The organism is Streptococcus sp. HMSC078D09, from assembly GCF_001813675.1.
Taxonomy (GTDB): Bacteria; Bacillota; Bacilli; order Lactobacillales; family Streptococcaceae; genus Streptococcus.
This window is the reverse complement of sequence record NZ_KV813675.1, coordinates 137,695-157,902: the sequence shown is the minus strand read 5'-3', so window position 1 is coordinate 157,902 and position 20,208 is coordinate 137,695. Positions and strand designations below refer to the sequence as shown.

17 protein-coding genes are annotated in these 20,208 nt (G+C 43.4%); 6 read left to right on the top strand and 11 right to left on the bottom strand.

Annotated elements, in window-relative coordinates:
- Positions 1–16: 16 nt before the first annotated feature.
- From HMPREF2926_RS06090 to HMPREF2926_RS06065, 6 genes are all read right to left on the bottom strand, one after another.
- A complete protein-coding gene (locus tag HMPREF2926_RS06090; RefSeq protein WP_070586919.1) occupies positions 17–2,248 on the bottom strand; it encodes a glycoside hydrolase family 31 protein in 2,232 nt (743 codons plus the stop codon).
- A 147-nt stretch (positions 2,249–2,395) separates the two neighbouring features.
- Positions 2,396–3,154 (bottom strand): CPBP family intramembrane glutamic endopeptidase, encoded by a 759-nt coding sequence (locus HMPREF2926_RS06085; RefSeq protein WP_049474097.1) that lies wholly within the window; start codon positions 3,152–3,154, stop codon positions 2,396–2,398.
- 122 nt (positions 3,155–3,276) lie between these two features.
- Positions 3,277–3,942 (bottom strand): potassium channel family protein, encoded by a 666-nt coding sequence (locus HMPREF2926_RS06080; RefSeq protein ID WP_070586917.1) that lies wholly within the window; start codon positions 3,940–3,942, stop codon positions 3,277–3,279.
- Between the two features lie 9 nt (positions 3,943–3,951).
- Positions 3,952–5,334 carry a TrkH family potassium uptake protein gene (locus HMPREF2926_RS06075; protein ID WP_070586915.1) on the bottom strand — a complete coding sequence of 461 codons (1,383 nt, stop codon included), beginning with the start codon at positions 5,332–5,334 and terminating at the stop codon, positions 3,952–3,954.
- A gap of 31 nt (positions 5,335–5,365) precedes the next feature.
- Positions 5,366–6,130 carry a nucleoside phosphorylase gene (locus tag HMPREF2926_RS06070; RefSeq protein ID WP_070586914.1) on the bottom strand — a complete coding sequence of 255 codons (765 nt, stop codon included), beginning with the start codon at positions 6,128–6,130 and terminating at the stop codon, positions 5,366–5,368.
- On the bottom strand, positions 6,127–6,696 hold the full coding sequence (locus HMPREF2926_RS06065; RefSeq protein WP_070586912.1) for a sugar O-acetyltransferase: 570 nt from the start codon (positions 6,694–6,696) through the stop codon (positions 6,127–6,129). The genes HMPREF2926_RS06070 and HMPREF2926_RS06065 overlap by 4 nt, the downstream gene beginning before the upstream one ends.
- A 177-nt stretch (positions 6,697–6,873) precedes the next feature.
- Here HMPREF2926_RS06065 and HMPREF2926_RS06060 point away from each other — a divergent pair, with 177 nt between their 5' ends.
- Positions 6,874–7,617, top strand: a complete 744-nt coding sequence (locus tag HMPREF2926_RS06060; RefSeq protein ID WP_003018745.1) for a DeoR/GlpR family DNA-binding transcription regulator — start codon at positions 6,874–6,876, stop codon at positions 7,615–7,617.
- Positions 7,618–7,628: 11 nt separating this feature from the next.
- Complete coding sequence (locus HMPREF2926_RS06055) at positions 7,629–8,438, top strand: Cof-type HAD-IIB family hydrolase (RefSeq protein ID WP_070586910.1); 810 nt, start codon at positions 7,629–7,631, stop codon at positions 8,436–8,438.
- A gap of 90 nt (positions 8,439–8,528) precedes the next feature.
- Here HMPREF2926_RS06055 and HMPREF2926_RS06050 read toward each other — a convergent pair whose 3' ends face one another.
- Positions 8,529–9,476: an AEC family transporter gene (locus HMPREF2926_RS06050; RefSeq protein WP_023919058.1), complete on the bottom strand. Its 948-nt coding sequence runs from the start codon at positions 9,474–9,476 to the stop codon at positions 8,529–8,531.
- An 83-nt stretch (positions 9,477–9,559) separates the two neighbouring features.
- On the bottom strand, positions 9,560–11,185 hold the full coding sequence (locus HMPREF2926_RS06045) for a malolactic enzyme (RefSeq protein WP_049490433.1): 1,626 nt from the start codon (positions 11,183–11,185) through the stop codon (positions 9,560–9,562).
- A gap of 391 nt (positions 11,186–11,576) precedes the next feature.
- On the opposite strand from HMPREF2926_RS06045, the gene HMPREF2926_RS06040 reads away from it, so the two are divergent.
- The 4 genes from HMPREF2926_RS06040 (at position 11,577) to HMPREF2926_RS06025 (ending at position 17,510) form a co-directional block, all read left to right on the top strand.
- Positions 11,577–11,927 (top strand): helix-turn-helix domain-containing protein, encoded by a 351-nt coding sequence (locus HMPREF2926_RS06040; protein ID WP_003008684.1) that lies wholly within the window; start codon positions 11,577–11,579, stop codon positions 11,925–11,927.
- A gap of 111 nt (positions 11,928–12,038) precedes the next feature.
- Entirely contained in the window at positions 12,039–12,914 is an 876-nt protein-coding gene (locus HMPREF2926_RS06035; RefSeq protein ID WP_070586908.1) for a LysR family transcriptional regulator, read from the top strand.
- A gap of 301 nt (positions 12,915–13,215) precedes the next feature.
- Positions 13,216–14,646, top strand: a complete 1,431-nt coding sequence (locus tag HMPREF2926_RS06030) for a VWA domain-containing protein (RefSeq protein WP_256263021.1) — start codon at positions 13,216–13,218, stop codon at positions 14,644–14,646.
- Between the two features lie 149 nt (positions 14,647–14,795).
- Positions 14,796–17,510 carry a DEAD/DEAH box helicase family protein gene (locus HMPREF2926_RS06025; protein WP_070586905.1) on the top strand — a complete coding sequence of 905 codons (2,715 nt, stop codon included), beginning with the start codon at positions 14,796–14,798 and terminating at the stop codon, positions 17,508–17,510.
- 86 nt (positions 17,511–17,596) lie between these two features.
- Here the strand turns inward: HMPREF2926_RS06025 and HMPREF2926_RS06020 are convergent, their stop codons facing one another.
- From HMPREF2926_RS06020 to HMPREF2926_RS06010, 3 genes are read right to left on the bottom strand one after another with little or no spacing between them, the layout of a single operon-like run.
- Positions 17,597–18,220 carry a TetR/AcrR family transcriptional regulator gene (locus tag HMPREF2926_RS06020; RefSeq protein WP_070586903.1) on the bottom strand — a complete coding sequence of 208 codons (624 nt, stop codon included), beginning with the start codon at positions 18,218–18,220 and terminating at the stop codon, positions 17,597–17,599.
- Between the two features lie 27 nt (positions 18,221–18,247).
- Complete coding sequence (locus HMPREF2926_RS06015; RefSeq protein ID WP_070586902.1) at positions 18,248–19,330, bottom strand: ABC transporter permease; 1,083 nt, start codon at positions 19,328–19,330, stop codon at positions 18,248–18,250.
- A gap of 1 nt (position 19,331) precedes the next feature.
- Positions 19,332–20,048 (bottom strand): ABC transporter ATP-binding protein, encoded by a 717-nt coding sequence (locus tag HMPREF2926_RS06010; protein WP_070586900.1) that lies wholly within the window; start codon positions 20,046–20,048, stop codon positions 19,332–19,334.
- Positions 20,049–20,208 lie beyond the last annotated feature (160 nt).

Here is a 20,208-nt window from a genome sequence, read left to right as displayed (position 1 = left end):
GTGAAATTGCAAGAGTTTACAAGTCTTCTCCCTCTTCACTGGAATAAATCACTTCAAAGAGACGTTGGCGCAAGCCTTCCTCCAAAGGTGTGATGACCTTCATCAACTGTTTCCAATCCTTCGCTCTTGAACAAGCCGCAAATAATTCGTTTTTCCTATCGTAGGCCAGGTTGGCAGATTTTAAGAGCTCAAACATCCGATCTTCTTTGGCAATAGGATGCGATTGCAGCTCACCCATCGCAATTTCTTGACTTTGATTATCCACTAAAATAGGAGCTGTCTCAAAGGTATGGAGGAAGAAACGGTGCTGTCTCTTTTCAGGAAGCAGCGTTCGATCACCTGTTAAATCCAGCTTAATCTTTCTTTCATCCCAATTGACAGTTAGGCGGGTTTCAACCTTGTTATCTCCTTCTCCTTCAACGAGTACGAAGGAACGATTGTCACCTGGGAAAAGATGCCAGTCCAGCATTTCTGGAAGGTCTACCCCTGTCTGTGGTTGTGCATCCATAGGGATGATGGCTCCTGCACGTGCAAAGACCGGAATATCCTGGCTGGTCCTAAAGACCGTAAGCTTGCCTCTTCCTTCATACTTCCAATCATGGAAGAAATCGTACCAAACGCCGTCTGGGAACCAAACGCTCACAGAAGCACTATGAAAGACAGGATCCAGCGCTTCGGTAATTGGTGCCACCATGAGTTCACTACCAAAGAAATATTGATTCTTCGCTTCATAAGCCTCTTCTTCATTTGGATAGTGGTAATAGAGGGGTTGAACCAAAGGCAGCCCTTCTTCGTGCGTCGCCACATTCATAGTGTAGAGATAAGGCAGTAAGCTATGGCGCAGGCGCAAATACTGTTTCATCAAGTGACAGGTCTCAGGCGAGTAAAACCACGGTTCCTTGCTGTTAAAGGCATTACAAGAACTATGGAGACGATTGATCGGGCTAAAGACCCCAAATTGCAACCAGCGAAGAGCCAAGTCTTCATCATAGTAACCCCGCATATGGCCACCAATATCGTGACTCCACCACGTATAACCGATATTTGAAGCTGTGCTGGTAAAATAGGGTTGAAAGGCTAGGGATTCCCAAGTCACAATGGTATCCCCTGAAAAACCGATCGGATACCGGTGGCTACCAGGACCCCCATAACGCGATAAGATGAGACCAGCTTGGCCTTTTCGGCAATTGTCTAGATAATGATAGTGATTTAACAACCAAAGGGGATCCATCTTGCCATGACTTCCCTGTTGCCAATCAATCCACCAAAAGTCGACTCCTTGATTTTCCAAGGGATGGTGGACATCTTCGAAATAAGCTTCGCGAAAGGCTGGACTGTAAAAGTCAAAGCTTGCCGCTTCTTCTTTTTCCGCATCTAATCCCAAGCGTTTTGCGACCATAGGGTAAGCATCTTCGAAGGCGCGAATGCCATCTGCTGGATGGACATTTAAGGTCACCTTTAAACCACGCTCATGCAGGCCATTTAAGAAGGCAGCTGGATCAGGAATCAAATCCCGGTTCCAACTATAGCCAGTCCAACCACTTCCAAAGCGAGCAGGAATCGCCGTCTTGTGCCAGTCCATATCGATCACACTGACCGCAAGAGGCACCCCTTCTGCTTTGAATCGATCCATCAAATCTGTGTACTCCTGACTGGTATAAGGCCAATAGCGACTCCACCAGTTTCCCAGAGCATAACGTGGCAAGAGTGGTGGCTGTCCTGTCAGATGGTAAAAATCTTTTAAGGCACCTAGATAATCGCGCCCATAACCGAAGAAATACAAATCCACTTCTGGATAGGGCCGTGCTCTAAACCCGCTTTCGTCATCATACAAGTAGGAAGCGGAATCGTCTAAAAGAGCATAACCGGCCTTGCTCAAGATCCCATCTTGCAACTCCATAGCCCCATCGACCTCGTCAAGCGTCCGACTGGTCCCCTTTAAGGTCTCCGGCTGATCTCCATAATGCCACCGGCTCCCATAGACTGCATACTGACCCTTGAGTTCGATAAAAAGCCGATCCGGGGCAAAAGGTCCCTTTTCAAAATGGAGGTGGAGATGCTCTGTATGAAGATCGAGGACCTCTTCTGTCTCTATAACCTCGCAGGCAACAGGTCCAAAATCTCGATTTTGTACAACTTGCGTCTGACCATCTTCAAAAACACCATCTTCTGAGTATTCCAAGCGCACCAAAGATTCCGTTAATACGGAGATCCGATAGTTTTCTCCCTCTATGACTGGTCCTGCCATTTGTCTGTCCTCCTCTTTTTATAGGGCATCTGACTCGCCCTCTTTTCATCTGCTTCGCCTCACTAGGTAAGCGCTTACGATTTTACTATAGCACTCAAAAAAAGGCCTGTCAACACTTGACAGAGCCTTTCCTAAAATTTTATAAGATCAACTTCCCCAATTGATCAAGAGATACATGAGACTCGAGCCAAACATATCTGCCAAGGCATGCATGAGGAAAAATGGCAAGAGATTCTTGACGACCTTCTTGTACATGACGTAATAAAAGAGTCCATAAATGACGCCAATCACAAGGGCCCAGAGAAGCCCTTGATAGGTATGGAAAGAAAAGCGGATCAGGGTTGAAAAGGCCAGCGCCTTCCACTTGTTCTTCTCACTTACCGAAGTCATTAAGCCCAAAAAGAAAAATTCTTCATAAAATCCATTGAGCAAACCATAAGCAATTGCCATGGGACTCAGAGCCATGAACTTATGGAGGATCTGCATGGGATCGATATAGGGCCAAAGACTCGGACTTAGGTAATTGTATTCACCCGAGACTGTTGAAATCACATCCCCAAAAAGTCCCATCGCTGCAAAGAGCAGGGGCACCCAGATCAAGGTGGACCACTTAAAGCGGATCGGCAATTGTTTAAAATCAAAGCGACGAAGCAGCAAGTAAAGAAGAGCTAGAGCCAGTAAGATCAACTGCAAGGTCATATTGCTCGAATAAGCAGCTCCTTCACTTGCAGTATTGCTACTGTTTGTGGCTACTGCAGTCTGCGCGACTGGCTGAAAACTGGCTAAAAACAGCTGGGTCGAGCGGATAATGAATTGCCCAAAAAGAATGGCTGTCACAATACCAATATCAAACCATTTGAGTTCTTTTAAGGGCTGTTTGGGTCGTATTCTGTTAAAAAATATCATCTTTCATCCTTCTATTCCCACAATGGAAGTATTTTTGTTTCTTTTACTTTAGCAATCAACGCTTAAAGAAGAGTTAACCTAGAGAAGAAAAAAACGACCTTTGGGCCGTTTCCATTACACTATTAGTCTAACAAATCTTGGATTCTATCTAAATATTGGTTGTCTGTCACTGCCATCACACGCACCCCTTCAGGCCAGATAAAGTCGGGACCAATCTGAATATGAAGCGGTTGGTCTTCCGCATCTCGATAGCCGATAATATTGAGATGGTGCTCCTCTCTGACAGCCAAGTCCTGAAGGCTTTTTCCTACCCAGCTAGCTGGAACCGTAAACTCAGCCACCACCACTGCTTCATCCAACTGGAAGACTTCAATCCCGTGTTGGAAAAGAATCATTTTAGCGAGGGACATCCCCGCTTCTACCTCTGGTAGGATGACCAAATCAGCCCCAATCTTCTCAAGGACTTCCTTGGTCACTTCATTCTTGACCTTGGCAATGACGTGCTCGACGCCAAGTGCCTTACAGTGCATGACCGCCAGGACACTTGATTCCAAGTTTTCTCCCGTCGCAATGACGACTGTGTCACAGTTCCCAATATCTGCCGCATCCAAGAGGTCCATTTCCGTAATATCTCCAACAATTCCAGTTGTAATCATAGATTCATACTGGTTGATCACATCTTCATGATCGTCAATTGCAATGATATCCACATCCTGGTCCTGCAGGGTTTTTAAGACACTCTGTCCAAAAATCCCTAATCCCAGAATTCCAATGGTTCGATTTGCCATAAGTCTCTCCTATCCGATAATGATGTCTGCCTTGGCATACTGCAAGGCGTCTGCCTTTTTGGCCTTGTAATTGTTCAAGCTGACCATAAGGGTCAAGGGGCCGATTCGACCGATAAACATGAGCACCATGATGATCCCAAGACCTGCTCCATTTAAGGTCGAGGTCACATTGGCCGTCACGCCCACTGTCGCTAAAGCCGATACCACCTCAAAAACCAGGTACAGAAAACGTTGACCGTCCGGCGTCACGAGACAAAGAGCAAAGAGACCCAGGATAAAGGTCAACTGGAAAATCACTGCTGTGCCCAAAGAACGTTGGACCAAGTCCGGTGCGATGGTTCGTTTGCCTAGGTTGGTATGAGGCAATCCGAGCAATTCCTTGCGAGCTAAGAGGATCAAGACCAAGAAGGTGGTGATCTTCATCCCTCCTGCTGTCCCACCTGGTGCCCCACCTAGGAACATCTGGAGGATATAGACAAAGAGTGTCACAGGTCGAACTGCTGTATAATCCAGTGAGGCAAAGCCAGCCGTCCGCATGCTGACCGTTTGGAAGAAGCTGACCAAGATCTTCTCTCCCAATGGCAGGGAGCCAATCGTTGCTGGATTATCAAACTCTGTCAAGAGGCTAGTTACTGTCCCAAACAAAAGGATAGCAGCTGTTAACCAGAGAACCACCTTGGTGTGAAAGCGAAGAGTCCGGCGTCCAGATTGGTTGCGGGCCTTGGTGGCTAGGTCAAACCAGACCATGAAGCCCAAGCCTCCGGTAATGATCAGAGCAGACAAGGTCAGATTGACCAACCAATCGGTCTGGAAACTCATCATACTATCGCCCCCAAAATTATCAAAGCCCGCATTACAAAAGGCCGAGACAGCAACAAAGATGGAGTTAAAGATCCCATGGCCCCAGCCAAAGCGAGGAATAAAGCGCGTCATAAGGAGCAAGGCCCCCAGTCCTTCGATGGTAAAGGTGGTAATAAAGATGGAGCGGACAAAACGGGCCAAACTCTGGTTATTGCTAAAACTAAAGCTATCCCGAATGGTCTGCCGATCCTTGTAACTGAGCTTTTGGCGACCTTCCATAAAGAAGAGACCGATAAAGGTCAAAATCCCTAATCCCCCAATCTGGATCAAGAGCATACAAATCAATTGCCCCCAGCCATTATAGGTCGAAGCCACCGACTGGGTAAAAAGCCCCGTCACACAAACCATAGAGACTGCTGTAAAGAGGTGATCGATATAGCCTGCTGTTGAGCTTACTTGCTGGACAAAGGGCAAACTCAGTAAGAGCGAGCCCATCAGGATAACCAAGGCAAAGCTGAGAAAGATCCGCCTTGCCGGAGACAGGCGAGTCAGTTTGGCTCGCCATTGTTTAAAATATGATTTCACTAACATAGCTTCATTGTATCATAAAAAGAGAATAGACCTACAAGTAATGAACCATTTCTAGGCATAATTCTAAGGCCTTCTCGAATGCTTCAGAGCCCCAGTCACGCTGGTCATAATTTTCCAGGTCTGCAAGAGAATCTGCGGTAAAGAGGAGCAAGCCCCAAACCGCCCCACGAAGTTGAGCCACTGCAGCAAGGGAGGCGCACTCCATCTCCACCACACTACACCCTTCTTCGATGCGATAGGCCACCTTGTCAGGTGTCTCCCGATAAAAGCCATCGGTCGACCAGGTCATGACCTCTTGATAAGGAATGGACTCTTGTTTGAGAACTGTTTCAATAGCAGTCAGGGCACGGCCGTCCACCTCTATATAACGGGAGGGCGCCACATAATGGTAACTAGCTCCCTCATCTCGCAAGGCCTTGGTCGGGATTAAAAAAGCATTTTCTTCTATATCCACCAAGACCCCACAGCTACCCGCGGAAATGATCTTCTTCACTCCATAGCCAATCAACCAATCCATGAATTGAGCAGCAGCTGCAGATCCAACTGGCGCCTGGGCCAAGCAGATTTCCTCTCCTTGGTGTTCCATGACATAAACTGGATAAGTCTTGGTAGCTGAGACAAAGCTAGCTACTTGTTTGGCTCCAACAGCTTCCGCAAAGCGATCAATCTCATCTTCCAAGAAAGCATAAACACTTTTTTCAGGTAGGTGCAGGTCTAACCCCTCATGGGTCGGCATAATGACTGCCTGCGGGTTGTCATCAAACTCTAAAATAGGAATTTCATGTTTATGGATCATCGTTTCTCCTTTTTGACGGGTATTTCTTTGATGACACGGGCTGGATTTCCTGCAAGGACCACATTGTCTCCGAAAGACTTGGTGACCACTGCTCCTGCGCCAGCGACCACATTGTCACCCAGCGTGACACCAGGAAGGATGGTGACCCCTCCTCCTGCCCAGAAGTTATCTCCTATCGTAATCGGCGCCCCGTACTCGAGACCAGAATTGCGCTCGCCTGGATCCAGTGGGTGCAAGGGCGTCAAAAATTGGCAATTAGGACCAATCATGGCATTCTTTCCAATCGTGATGGGACATACATCCAACATGGTCAAATTGTAATTGGCATAGAAATTTTCTCCCAGATGGATGTTGACCCCATAATCCACAAGAACCTGGCGATTAAGATAGAGGTTTTCACCGGTTGAACCAAACCACTCTTTGATGATAGCTGCCCCCTTTTTAGGATCTACCTCTTGGTTAAAGGCCTCTTGTTTCTCCCGAGAGGCTTGGGCCAAAGCCCGTAATTCAGGGTCCGCAGGTCTATAAAAATCACCTGCAATCATTTTTTCATATTCACTGGCCATAAGGAAACCTCCACGTTATTTTGACATATTATAGCAGAATTCCCCCTTTAAAACAAACGTCAGAATAAGGTTTTGCAAGAAAAAAGATCAAAAACACTTAAAAACACTTAATAAAACTTGCATCCGCTTATAAAATAGTGTACAATGAAGGCAAGAACAGAAATAAGGAGTAAGCTAATGTATCAGGAACAGCGACTCGAAAAAATATTAGAACTCTTAGAAGAGCGAAAACAACTATCGGCCAAAGAAATGGTCGACTACTTCAAGGTCTCAAAAGATACCATCCGTCGTGACTTCGCTCTCCTTAGCCAACGCCAGCTGGTTCGCAGGACACACGGTGGTCTCCTTCCCTTAAACAAAGAACCTGGCCCTTCTTATCTAGACCGCAGTCAAAAGGCTAACAAGGAAAAGACTGCCATGGCTCAAAAAGCCCTGCAATGGATCCAAAATGGACAAGTGATCTTTCTCGATGCCTCTACCTCAATCACTTTGCTGGCAGGCCTACTTGATGGAGATCTTACAGTCTATTCGCACTCCCTTGACAATGCTATCCAACTCAGTAGCCATTCCCAGGTTGACTTTCATCTCTTAGGAGGAAAATTCTATCCCAAAAACCGCTTCTACTATGCTGCGGACCAAGCACAAATACTGGACAATCTTCGCTTTGATGTTGCCTTTTTTGGAGCTGGTAGCTTGGCCAACGGCGAGGTCACCTTTGAAGATGCAGAAGACGTTGCCGTCAAATCCCTCGTCTTTGAACGATCTCGCACCAAGATCCTTGTGGCAGAAAGTTCTAAATGGACGAAAAATGGAAACTATTATCTTGCTCGTCTCAAACAATTTGACTATTGGATCACTGACCAAAAACCAAGCCCTGACATCCTTAAACAAGTCGGCAACGAAACCACTATTCTCTACTAGGAGGTAAGTTTATGTCTCACATTCGTCTCATCATTAGCGATATCGATGGCACTATTTTAAATGATCACCATCAGATCGATCCAGAGTTGGCATCATTGATCCCGGATTTAAAGCGCGAAACCATTCCTTTCGTGCTGGCCTCTGCTCGCTCTCCAAAAGGGATGGCTCCTATTGCCAAAGAGCTCGGCATAGAGGACTGTCCTATGGCCTGCTACAATGGAGCCTTAATCCAAAAAGGAGAGCAGGTTCTGTTTGAGCATCCCTTAGACAAGATTGAAGCCCGTCAATTTATTGATTGGGCCAACCAACACTTCCCTCAAGTTTCGATCAACCTCTATAGTGGAAAAGACTGGATGACCGATCATCTCGACCAATGGAGCCAAGAGGAAGCCCGGATTACAGGGGAAAAACCTCATATTCTCCCCCTATTGGATCCTTTGCTGGATACGACAAAGCCCCTCCACAAATTGCTCTTAATTGGAGAACCAGAAGAGATCCAAGCCCTCTATCGTGCTATTTCTGCCGACGACTTCCCTTCTACCGCCTTTTATCTCTCCAAAGCCAACTACCTAGAAGTTACCGCTAAGCACGTCTCTAAAGAGGATGCTCTGGTTGAGCTCGCTAATCACTACCACTTGAGCTTAGAAGAAGTCCTCACCATGGGGGACAACTTCAATGACCTTCCTATGCTCAAAAAAGCAGGCATCGGTGTCGCTATGGGCAACGCTCCACAAGAAGTGAAAGAGGGAGCAGCAGTCGTGACAAAGACCAACAATGAAAACGGGGCTGGGCATGCGGTTGAAACCTATGTGTTGATCTAGTCATCCGTTTAAAAAGGACGTCGAGTATAATATCCGACGTCCTTTTTGACGAATGTATAGCACTAAAACTACATCATTTTCATATAAATGCTATCCCAACAATGTCTGCAGAATTGGAACCACAATCACAAATAAGACTGTGCTGAGAGTGACCACATTCGTTGAAAACTCAACATCGCCTTTACCTTGATTGGCAAGAATAGGAAGAACTGCCAAAGCTGGTGTTGCTGATTGAATCATAAAGGTTCTAAATTCTGGTGCCACCATATTTGGAGAGAAGAACTTCAGAACCAAGAGCATGATGACAGGTGCAAGAATAAAACGACCAACCAGTGTGATAATGGTATCTTTATCAAAGCGAATCGTCTTAAGGCCTGCCTTAGCTAGGACGATACCGATATAGACAAGAGATAAGGGCGTTGTTAAACTACCAATATAAGTCAAGGTGCTTTCTGCAAAACTTGGAACAGGAATACGCAACACCAAAAAGACGAGGGCTACGAGAAAACCTAATAAAGGAGCTGGGAAAAGCTTCTTCCAATTAAATTTTTGAGCCTGTTTTGAAGCCCCTTCTTTACTATCAGAAGTCATCAGATAGACACCTAATGTCCAAGTAGATACTGTATTTGTAATATAATAAACCAAGAAGTAAGGAAGGGCTTGATTTCCAAACAGAGCGATATTTAAAGGCAAACCAATAAATATGGTATTAGCATTAACAAAGGTATTAATCATGGTTCCTCGACGACCTGGGCGCACTTTAAAAACTTTCACTGCGATAAAGGCCGCTAGGTAACCAAGAATGAAGGCGATAAACGTATACAACAAACCGCCAGACAAGCTAATCAATTTATCTAAAGTTAAATATTTAAGAACAGAGGTAAAAATTGCAACAGGCATGGCCACGTTCATAATCAGTTTAGATAAGTCATTTCCAAAACTCTCTTGAAACCAACCTCGGACTTGCAAGAAATAACCAAGAATGATGATGACGATAATGGGTACAATACTCTGAATTGACGTTAAAAAGATTTCCATAGTCTCCCTTTCTATCTAACAGGACATACAAGAAAAGGTGTACAAGGCATCCAGTCGCACTCGTACACCTCCATTAAATTTACTTATTTATATTCTGGATACCATTTCAAATCACGTACCGCTTTAGCCATATCTGTTTCTTGAGCACGCGCAAGACCTTGTTCTTGCGCTTTTTTAGCAACTGCTTCTGCTACTTTGATAGAAACATCAGCTACATACTTGAATGGAGGTAAGACTGGTGCTCCTGGTTCGCCTGGATTGACAATCCCACTCAATGAATGTGCGGCTGCTCCAATCATTTCATCCGTCAAAAGACTCGCTTCAGAAGCCAGCATACCAAGTCCAAGACCTGGGTAAATCAGGGCATTATTCGCTTGACCAATCACGTAGTCCACACCTTTATAGGAAACTGTACCAGCTGGAATTCCTGTTGCAACAAATGCTTTTCCGTCTGACCATTCGATCAAATCTTTGGCACTTGCCTCAGCTAGTTTGGTCGGGTTTGACAATGGGAAAATGATAGGACGTTCAGTGTTTTCACACATAGCTTCTACAATTTCTTTTGTGAAAGTATTCGGCTGAGTTGAAGTTCCCACAAGAATGGTTGGTTTAACCGTCTTCACTACTTCAAGAAGGTCCGTCAACTGATCTGCATTGGCAAAATCAGAACGTTTCTTAGCAAATGGTTTTTGTTGCGGCGTTAAGTCATCCATATCATCAAAAAGGAGACCTTGTTTGTCGACCATAAAGAAGCGTTTATAAGCTTCTTCTTCAGGTAGACCTTCACTAACCATTTCACGAAGGACACGAGAAGCAATCCCTGCACCAGCAGTCCCACCACCATAGCAGAGATAAACTTGATCCGTTAATTTTTCACCTGTAATATCCAATGCCCCAAAGATCCCACCTAGGGTAACAATACCAGTTCCTTGGATATCATCGTTAAAGGTTGGGATTTGCTTCCGGTATTTTTCAAGGATGTTAGCAGCATTTAAGCGACCAAAATCTTCCCAGTGCAGATAGAGTTTAGGGAAGAGGCGTTCTGCAGTTTGAACAAATTGATCGATAAAATCATAATAACGATCTCCACGCACACGTTCGTGACGATTTCCTAAGTAATTAGGATTGTTACGCAATTCTTCACGGTTGGTACCTGCATCAATGACCAAAGGAAGCACCGTTGAAGGATCGATTCCTGCAGCTCCAGTATAGACCATCAATTTCCCAACAGAAATATCAACACCATTTGTACCCCAGTCACCAATACCGAGAATACCTTCTGCATCTGTCACAACAATAAGACGAATTTCACGGTCCCCTGCTGCATTTTTCAAAGTTGCTTCGATATTTTCAGGATGATTGATATCAAGATATGCGGCATATTGTGGATCTACAAAGAGATCGCTATACCCTTCAATGGTATCAGCAATAGTTGGATCATAGACAATTGGATTAAACTCTTCCAAATGTTGAGCAAATAGGTAGTAAAATAGAGTACGATTTGTATTAAAAATTTCCATTAGGAACAAACGTTTTTCCAAATCATTAACCTTTGTTTGCATTTGCGCATAAGTTTGCGCTGCTTGTTCTTCAATAGTTTGGACGTAAGGTGGCAGGAGGCCAATGAGACCTAGTTGCTTACGTTCCTCTAAAGTAAAGGCAGTTCCTTTATTGAGGAAAGGGTTGTTTAAAATATCATGTGCAGTCATCATGTGACCTCCTTATTTAGTTTATTCTATTATAACACTTTTTCTTTAAATGACACTTTGTTATCTATATGATACAATATGAATAAATCAGTCAATGAAAGTTCAGGCGATACAACCGAAAATGATGCGATTTCAAAAGATAACAAAATAATAGGCTTATCCATCACTTCCTAGATCGTCATAGTCATCTCTTAAAAAAGCCTGTTCCTTTCCACCTTTTAGAAGGTTATTCTCATCAAAAGATCCACTGTTTTCAGGTATTCTTTTTTCTACTTATGATGATCAATACCTATAAAAGCCATAGATAATAAATCCAAAATATGTTTGTTATAAGATACTTTGTTTTGTTTAAGGTGTTATTTTTGTCATTTAAAACTTGTATTCTGGTTACATGAAAACAAAACATTATTTACAACGGTATATAGCGCAAAAGGTCAAATATTTGCGAAAAAAACAAAACATGAGTCAAGAGGAGCTATCGGAACGGGCAGATCTTGGATTAAAATACATCAATCAATTGGAAAATCAAAACGTGAATCTGACCATTCACAGTCTTGAAAAAGTCATTTCTGCTCTTGAGTTAACGCCTGAAGAATTCTTCAATTTTAATTCACTTGAATCATCTTCAGATCCTAACGACAATCTTTCACTTAAGAGAGTAAATATGAAAATTAAGCAACTTCCAGTTGGAAAAAGGGAGAAGATCCTAACGATTTTCGAAGATCTTTTAGATAGCCTTTAATTGTCCTCTGACTCACCTCAGATTGTAACAAACAAAAAATCATATAGTCAAATTAGCTATCACGGATAATTTTTGCTTATCCATGTCTGTCTATTTAGAAGAGGGAGCCCAATGAATCTTAAGGACTTTTATTATTTTCTTGATCTTAGTCAACAGCAATCCTTTACTGGGGTTGCCCAAAAACACGGGATCAGTCAACCATCCGTTTCCTATGCGATTAAACGACTAGAAAAGGAATTTCACTGTCCATTAATCGCGCACGATCCTTCTCATCGTACTTTCAAATTGACGCCCCAAGGAGAAATCTTGCTACGACATATTCAAAAGGTCTTACCTGAGATTCAAGGGGCCAAAAAAGAGATCCTCCGGAGTCTCTCTCAATTCAATACGGTTGGTTTCCCACCAATCATCATTGACTATCTTGTCCGAAAACAACCCGCCTTTATCAGTAATGTTGCAGCTCTTCAAAGTATCCATCCTGTCCAAGAAGGATCTGTCGAACTTTTAGAAATGCTTTCCAAAGGGGAACTAGATGCTAGTTTTTTAGGGAGTTTGGAACCGATTAAAGATCATCGCTTCCAGGTAAGAGAAATAGCCAAACGAGATCTCTTCTATATCCTTCATCATAACCATCCACTAGCCTCCAAAAAAGTATTACAATTTTCAGACGTCATCGATGAAGATTTTATCATTCCAGATGAGCACTTTGTTCATTTAAAAGCCTTTGAACAGTTGAATGAGCGCTATCACCATGAGGCTACACCCTTCTTTCAGACGGATGATATTCAGCTTCTAAAACAACTCCTTCGTAAACAAGTGGGGATCAGTTTACTAGCAGATCTTGCACTAACAGATGGTGAAGAAGAACTGATCGCGATTCCGATGGCAGAAAGTGAACGGATTAGTTTTTACGTTTCACTAGTTGAACCGAAGGAAAGTAATCTCAAACCAGAGGTCATCCAATTCTTTGAAAAATTACTAAACTAATCGTAGTCTTTGTTCTTAGTGCTAATGCAGAAACATAAATAAAGTGACTAGCTAGTATTTTTTACGACTAAAAAATATAGTAGAAATGCCGATAAAATAAGGATTCCTGCAAATTTGTGGGAATCCTATTTTCTTTTGCACACTTTGTATATTTAAATTATTTTGTGTATATTTTTCTCATTCAGCTTTTTATCAATAATTAGGGATATAAAAGTCGGTAAAACCCTTGATTATTATACCGTTGACAAGTTTTTCAAAAACCTGTATGATAGAAAAAAGTTTATTAAAAAGGGGACGTATTTTGAAAAAATATACTATTTCACGTAAACAAACTTTAACTTTGGCTTCCGTTGTTTTAGGAACGGTCTTCACAGGAACGACTATTGCTTCTGCTGATGACGTTGCACCTGCAACAACCCAAGCTGCTCCTGCAGCTACTACAGCAGCAAAATCACCTATCACTGCTGCAACAGAAGAAATCAACGCCAAAGCCAATACACCAGTTGTTCCTGCTGATAAAGCAAAAACTGGGGATGTCATCGCTGTGGACGTTAAAAAAACTGGCCCATCTGCTAAAACAGACGGTGCAGATACAACCACTACCTCAACAGCAACCATCAAAACGACTAGCTTAGCAGATCCAAACACACCTGTTGGCACTTCAAAACCAGTCTCTTCTACCAAGACAGCTACATCAACCAAAGAAACAGCTGACTACACTGAGACAACTACAGAAACTGTCAATAAAACAACTGTAGTCGAAGTGACAAAAGAAGCAGATATCGTCAATAAAAAAGAAGTTCAAGGAACATCAGACATCGTCTTTGTCATTGATAAATCAAGTTCGATGAATTCTCACATCAATGATACAATGAAGAATATCGAGACCTTTGTTCGCAATCTATCTGCCAAGAAAATTCAAGCTCGTATAGGATTAGCTGAATACGAAAGATCTAAAGAGGTTAAATACCATGATTTCGATGGATCTAAGTTCACAAGTGATCCAGAAAGCTTTATTTCCGCTCTGAACACTATCAAAACTGGTGGTAGTTATGAAAATACTACTGTTCCATTACACCATATTGCCACTTCAGCAGATTACAACTGGGGAACTGGAGCAAACAACCATCGCTTTGCTTTCGTCATTACAGACGAGCCAATCGATATGGATACTCCATTTAAGAATCCCCTCCCGACAAAAGAAGCAACACTGAAGGCCCTTCAAGATGCTGGTATTTCTTTGACCGTAGTTGGCGAAAAAGGTGACAAAAAAGACTTTGATCCATTGGTTAACGGGACAAATGGTCTTTACTTGGATATCCGCAAAGATTTCGGTGACTTGTTGAACGTTCAATTTGCTAACAAAGTCGTTGAAACCGTCCAAAAAGGTCGTGTCTTCAAAGTCCAAACAGACAAGTATGAGTTGATTTCAAAAACTCATCGTGTAGCGAAAACAAAACCACAAACACCTAGCATCCAAACGCCTGCAACACCGACTCCTACTCCTCAAAAACCGGCTGTTGTAACACCTGCGAAACCGACCGTATTCATACCAGCTAAAAACGAGCCTGTGAAAACGGAAGTTTATATCGCACCAGCAGCTCTTCCTCAAAAAGAAGCAAGCCTTCCAAATACAGGAAGCAAGACCTCAACTGCCTTGACAACTCTTGGCCTTGGTCTTCTCAGCATGAGTGCTGCCTTTGGCCTCTCTCGTAAAACAAAGAAAGACTAACATGAAAAGCCTAATCCATTGATTGGGCTTTTTATCACTAAAAATTTCCCCTTCGCTATTTTCATTAGAAAGCGGAAATCTTCAATTTCTAACAAAAGATTCTTGTCCTCCGCTATGATATAATGGGGACAGTACAAGGGAGGAAACCAATGTTACAAGAACTAGCCTTTACAGGCCAATGGAGACACTATCAAAAACGCGTTCTCGATAAGAGTGACGCTTTTATGGCGGATGGCCATCTACATTTGGTAGCAGCTCCTGGCTCTGGAAAAACAACCCTGGGAATCGAATTTATCAGACGCTTTGGCCAGCCAACCCTGATCTTGGCTCCTACGGTCACCATTCGTCAGCAATGGGTGGACCGGATTATCCAGGCATTCTTGAGTGATGAAAGCCAAGCGGAGCAATTGATCTCTCAGGACCTCAAACACCCTAAGCTGATTACAGTGGCTACCTATCAGGCCCTACACAGCGCCATGAACCAAGTCGTCGGTCAATCACAAGCTGAGGATACCGATGACCAGGCAGAGATTGAAACATTTGATTTCAAAGGCTTTGATATCTTTACTACTTTCCAAGCCATCTCACTCGGAACCCTTTGTTTGGATGAGTGTCATCACCTGCGTAATGAGTGGTGGAAGAGTTTGGAAGCCTTTCGTCAAGCCTTCCCTGACTTAAAGATGATCTCCCTTACTGCTACCCCTCCCTATGAAGGGGATCCTGCCCTTTGGGATCGCTATATCCGCATGTGTGGTGAGATCGATGAGGAAATCACCGTCCCCGAATTGGTCAAAGAAGACACCCTTTGTCCCCATCAAGACTATGTTTACTTTGCCTTTCCAACCAAGGAAGAGCAAGAGCAGTTGGACGCCTTTAGCCAACAAAAGAATGCTTTCTTGCAGCAACTGACTTCCGATCCCCTCTTTTGCCAATACCTCCAAAACTGCCAAGCCTTATCGGGTCAGATCAGCGATGATGAATTGCTCAATGATCCCCAGTATCTCTCTGCTACCCTGATCTTTCTTCGAAGCAAGGGAATCGTCTTTCCCAAACGTTTCCAGGACCTCTTAGGAGCCAAGAAACTACCTGCTTTCACCCTGGACTGGCTTGAAATTCTCCTGCAAGGTCTGCTCTTTCAGGTACCTCACTGGTACAATCTACCTGAGGAATACGAGAAGCAAGTCCTCCATGAACTAAAAGCAGCCAGCTTAATCGATCGAAAACAAGTTAAACTGGTCCGCAACAAAAAACAAGACCTCCTGCTCAATCAATCCCTCGGAAAACTCAATGCAGTCCGAGAAATTTTCAAGGCGGAATACCAGGCTCTTGGAAGCCGACTGCGCCAACTGGTCCTAACAGACTATATCCGCCAAGATTTTGAAGTTCATCTAGGAGATAAGGACGCCCAATTTACTCAATTGGGAGTGCTCTCTTATTTCGAATCTATTCGCAGGGAAAGCTTAGAGCAAGCAACTCCTCCTGCCATCGCTGTCTTGACCGGCAGTATCGTCATCATCCCGACGGTCGCTAAGCCAAGATTAGAAGACCTTCTAGGAGAGGATCGATTGACTTACCAAAGTGTCGGCCAATTATCTCCTGATGACTTTCTCAAGGTTCGCTTGGTTGGTTCTCAACATGATTTGGTGACAGCCGTGACCCAGCTCTTTCAAGAAGGGCTTATCCAAGTCGTCATTGGAACTAAGTCCCTTCTAGGAGAAGGCTGGGATGCTCCTTGCGTTAATTCCCTGATCCTAGCGAGCTTTGTCGGTAGCTTTATGCTCAGTAACCAAATGCGAGGCCGTGCCATCCGAGTGTGGCCTGAGGATCCAGACAAGACCAGTAACATCTGGCACCTGGTCTCCATCAATCTTTCCCTAAAGAAATGGTATGAAAAGTCCGATCTTGAAAAGGAAGAGATCGAGGCCATCACTGATCAACTGAAAGAATACAGTCCTGATCTGGAGCTCTTAGAAAGACGAATGAAGCAATTTTTAGGTCTCCACTACAAGGAACCCTTTATCGAATCCGGTATCGAACGTCTGGCTTTTGACAATATCCGCTATACAAAAAAACAGTTGCAAAAACTCAATGAAGAGACCTTAGAGCGCTCCACTCACCGCCAAGAGCTCCGAGACGGCTGGCAAAAAGCCTTGCCGATTCTGGAGAATATGGAGATTGTAAATGAGGTTCAAGTGGATAAACACTTCCTGCCCCTAGCCCTATTTTTTGACGCCAGGAAGCTAGCTCGTTGGCTAACGGCCGCCACTTTGACCGATGCTTTCGCCAACTTTATTTACTATTCACATAGAGGAGGATGGAATAAAGGGTCTCTTATTCTTCTATTCTTCCTAGCTGTTCTCGCTCTCCTTGCCTGGCTCCGCTACTATCTTTATAAGAGCCCTTATAAACGGCTAGAAGTCTTTGGTCAGGCTATCCACCAAGCTCTGCTCCTTTCTGGGCAGATTCAAACCCAGGAGACCCACATCCAAGTCGCACGAGACAGAAAGGATGCCATCAACACGCTGATTTATTTGAAAGGCGGAACCATGCGAGAGAAAGAAGTCTTTTCGCAAACCATGATCGAATTTTTCGCACCGATTGAAAATCAGCGCTATATCTTGAAAGCACAGGAAAAAGTGTCCGATCAAACAGAATATTTCGCCGTACCAAGCCTCTTTGACAAACGAAAAGAGGATGCCCAAGCCTTTGTGGAGCAAATCCGAAAGAGTATAGGCAAGTATGACCTCGTCTATACCCGAAGTGCCGAAGGTCGCGCTATTCTCCTTGACGCGCGCATCAAGGCCTTAGCTAACAAACAAGAGCGCACCTTCACGAAGAAACAAGTGATGTCGGATTTGAAATAAGATTTGTAAAAAAACCATATTCCTTTCTTATATAGGAATATGGTTTTTTTACGAATCATCTTTAGGATTGGTTATCTCAAGTTCCCCTATTTCCACAATCCACCCAAGATTTGCTTTTCGACCAAGGAAAGATCTTCATCGGTCACTTGTCCATCTGTCCCAAGGACATAGAGCTGACCAAAATAGGCAAGCAGCGGGCCAATCAGAATACGCAGGAATTGGGAAATAGTCAGATCCGAATTGATGCGAGGGTCCGCTTTCAGTTCTTGAAGAAGGTCACCAATTCTACCCTGAATGAAACTCCAAATATGTTCTTGCTCCTGCTTGATCTTTTCATTCGAAAACATCTCCTGTAACACGATTTTTAAGAGAGCTTGATTGGTTTTGAGGTAGTTCATTCGGTCGTAAACGAAATAGTGAATTTTTTCCTCTGTTGTTTGAAAATTTAAGAGTTGATCCAGAAAATTTCCCAGAAGACTAGGAAGGATCGGATGTAAAATAGCCGTCAGCAACTCATCTTTGGTCTGGAAATACTTGAAGAGTGTGGCTTGGCTAAGCCCGGCATGCTCCGCAATTTGAAGAGTTGAAGTCCCATTATAACCCTTGGTCGAGATCAAATCGACGGCTGCCTGCATAATTTTCTTCTTTCCTTTGGGATAGTCTGCTCCCTCTAGATACGCTTCAAACGACTCAAAAATACTCTCGTTCATGTCCTTCCTCACATCCTCTTATTATTTTTATACCTTACGATACCGACGCAATCCGACAATATTCAGCATTGTCAAAGCGACAAGGAAAAGCAGTAAAACACCGATATTTGGCAAAATATCCCCAAGGTTACGTCCGTAAAGAATAATCTGACTCATGGCATCACCTGAGTAGGTCAAAGGCAAGAACTTCCCAATTGTTTTTGCCCATTCTCCCATTGAATCAAGAGGAATGATTCCTGAGAAAAAGAGCTGCGGCATAATCACAAGAGGAATAAATTGCATCATTTGGAATTCTGATTTTGCCAAGGTGGACAAGAGAATTCCGAAGGCGAGTGCTACAAGAGCCAATACTACATTAACTATTATAACATTTAATAAACTTCCGACAACTTCAATATTCAACAACCAGATAGCTGCTAAAACAACAACCGCTGTTTGAAGAATAGCGATGATCCCATAAGACATCATGTAACCATAGACGATTTCAGAGCGTTTAACTGGAGTGGCTAATAAGCGATCTAGGGTGCCGCTGGTGCGTTCTTTCAACAGCGCCATCCCTGAAATCAAGAAAACAAAGAAGAAAACGACAAATCCAATCAAGACTGGAATCATACTGGCAAAGAAGCCTGTATCTTCATTCCCATACTCATAAGATTCCTTAATTTCTGGTGATTTTGCATCCAGTTTCAATTGAGGAAGGGCCTGTTTAACACGAGTTAATAGTTGATTGGTGCCTTCACTGGCGATACTGGTTCGCAATACTTGACGGGTCATAGCAGTTTTCGAAGCATCTGTATTGGCATAATCTACCAGATACTCCCCGTCTTTATAAGAAATGACGGCGTCGACTTTCTCATCAGCCAAGTCTTCTTTGGCTTGATCCATGTCTTTGTAAGTTTTCACACTGACATGGTCCATATCATCCATCTTCCTTACCAAACTAGTTGGTAGATCCCGTGTTGCAAGCTTGACGTTCACGGTTGTACTAGCCGAAAACATGAGGTTCATCAACCACATGATAAAGACTGGAGCCACAAACATCATGGCAAGGGTTCGTTTGTCACGAAGCAATTCTTTGATAACTTTTTTTGCAATGGCAAGGGTTCTCATCTTATTCTCCTTCTGCTTTCAAAAAGACTTCTTCAATACTTGACACACCATAATTTTCTTTGAGTTTTTTTGGTGTATCAAAGGCAATGATGTTTCCACCTAACAAGAGGCCAACCTTATCTGTCAACTCTGCTTCATCCATGACATGGGTGGTGACCAAAATGCCTACACCCTTGTCTCTAAGTGTGATTAATTCCTTCCAGATTTTCTTTCGAAGAGAAGGATCGATTCCAACCGTCGGTTCGTCCAAAATCAAGAGCTGAGGATTTCCTAAAAGCGCAATCGCCAGCGACAAGCGTCGTTTCATCCCTCCGGAATAACCAGATACGGCCTTATTTAAGTGATCTGTCAGATCTACCACCTGAGCCACATGGGCAATTTCTGTTGTTAAGTCTTTTTTGGAAAGGCCTTTTAGCTGACCGAAAAATTCCAAATTTTCTTGCCCTGACAAGGCCTCATATAAAGCATCAGACTGGGCCATATAGCCAATATCTCCCAGAATATGACGATTGGGCATGGTGCGGTCTAAGACTAAAGCGATACCGCTATCTGCCTTTTCCATTCCTAACATGGTTTTAATCATGGTTGATTTACCAGCACCAGAAGGACCGATTAGACCAATGATTTCCCCAGACTGTAATTCAAAACCAACGTGGTTTAACACCAGTTGTTGACCAAAAGATTTTTGTAAATCTTGTAAATGTAGCAATGTTTTCATATGCGTCCTCCTAAGTGAGTGTTTACTCACTTTTTAAGTATGAGACTATTATAGTGAGTGAACACTCACTTGTCAAGTAGAAAATTTCATTTTTTTCAGAAAAATAAAAACACCAGATGAATACATCTGGTGTTGATAATGGAAATTTCTGCTGTTAAGC

What these genes read in the sequence shown, in the direction of transcription:
- HMPREF2926_RS06090 (WP_070586919.1), bottom strand. Translation starts at nt 2,248, where the DNA reads ATGGCAGGACCAGTCATAGAGGGAGAAAACTATCGGATCTCCGTATTA.
- HMPREF2926_RS06085 (WP_049474097.1), bottom strand. Translation starts at nt 3,154, where the DNA reads ATGATATTTTTTAACAGAATACGACCCAAACAGCCCTTAAAAGAACTC.
- HMPREF2926_RS06080 (WP_070586917.1), bottom strand. Translation starts at nt 3,942, where the DNA reads ATGGCAAATCGAACCATTGGAATTCTGGGATTAGGGATTTTTGGACAG.
- HMPREF2926_RS06075 (WP_070586915.1), bottom strand. Translation starts at nt 5,334, where the DNA reads ATGTTAGTGAAATCATATTTTAAACAATGGCGAGCCAAACTGACTCGC.
- HMPREF2926_RS06070 (WP_070586914.1), bottom strand. Translation starts at nt 6,130, where the DNA reads ATGATCCATAAACATGAAATTCCTATTTTAGAGTTTGATGACAACCCG.
- HMPREF2926_RS06065 (WP_070586912.1), bottom strand. Translation starts at nt 6,696, where the DNA reads ATGGCCAGTGAATATGAAAAAATGATTGCAGGTGATTTTTATAGACCT.
- HMPREF2926_RS06060 (WP_003018745.1), top strand. Translation starts at nt 6,874, where the DNA reads ATGTATCAGGAACAGCGACTCGAAAAAATATTAGAACTCTTAGAAGAG.
- HMPREF2926_RS06055 (WP_070586910.1), top strand. Translation starts at nt 7,629, where the DNA reads ATGTCTCACATTCGTCTCATCATTAGCGATATCGATGGCACTATTTTA.
- HMPREF2926_RS06050 (WP_023919058.1), bottom strand. Translation starts at nt 9,476, where the DNA reads ATGGAAATCTTTTTAACGTCAATTCAGAGTATTGTACCCATTATCGTC.
- HMPREF2926_RS06045 (WP_049490433.1), bottom strand. Translation starts at nt 11,185, where the DNA reads ATGACTGCACATGATATTTTAAACAACCCTTTCCTCAATAAAGGAACT.
- HMPREF2926_RS06040 (WP_003008684.1), top strand. Translation starts at nt 11,577, where the DNA reads ATGAAAACAAAACATTATTTACAACGGTATATAGCGCAAAAGGTCAAA.
- HMPREF2926_RS06035 (WP_070586908.1), top strand. Translation starts at nt 12,039, where the DNA reads ATGAATCTTAAGGACTTTTATTATTTTCTTGATCTTAGTCAACAGCAA.
- HMPREF2926_RS06025 (WP_070586905.1), top strand. Translation starts at nt 14,796, where the DNA reads ATGTTACAAGAACTAGCCTTTACAGGCCAATGGAGACACTATCAAAAA.
- HMPREF2926_RS06020 (WP_070586903.1), bottom strand. Translation starts at nt 18,220, where the DNA reads ATGAACGAGAGTATTTTTGAGTCGTTTGAAGCGTATCTAGAGGGAGCA.
- HMPREF2926_RS06015 (WP_070586902.1), bottom strand. Translation starts at nt 19,330, where the DNA reads ATGAGAACCCTTGCCATTGCAAAAAAAGTTATCAAAGAATTGCTTCGT.
- HMPREF2926_RS06010 (WP_070586900.1), bottom strand. Translation starts at nt 20,048, where the DNA reads ATGAAAACATTGCTACATTTACAAGATTTACAAAAATCTTTTGGTCAA.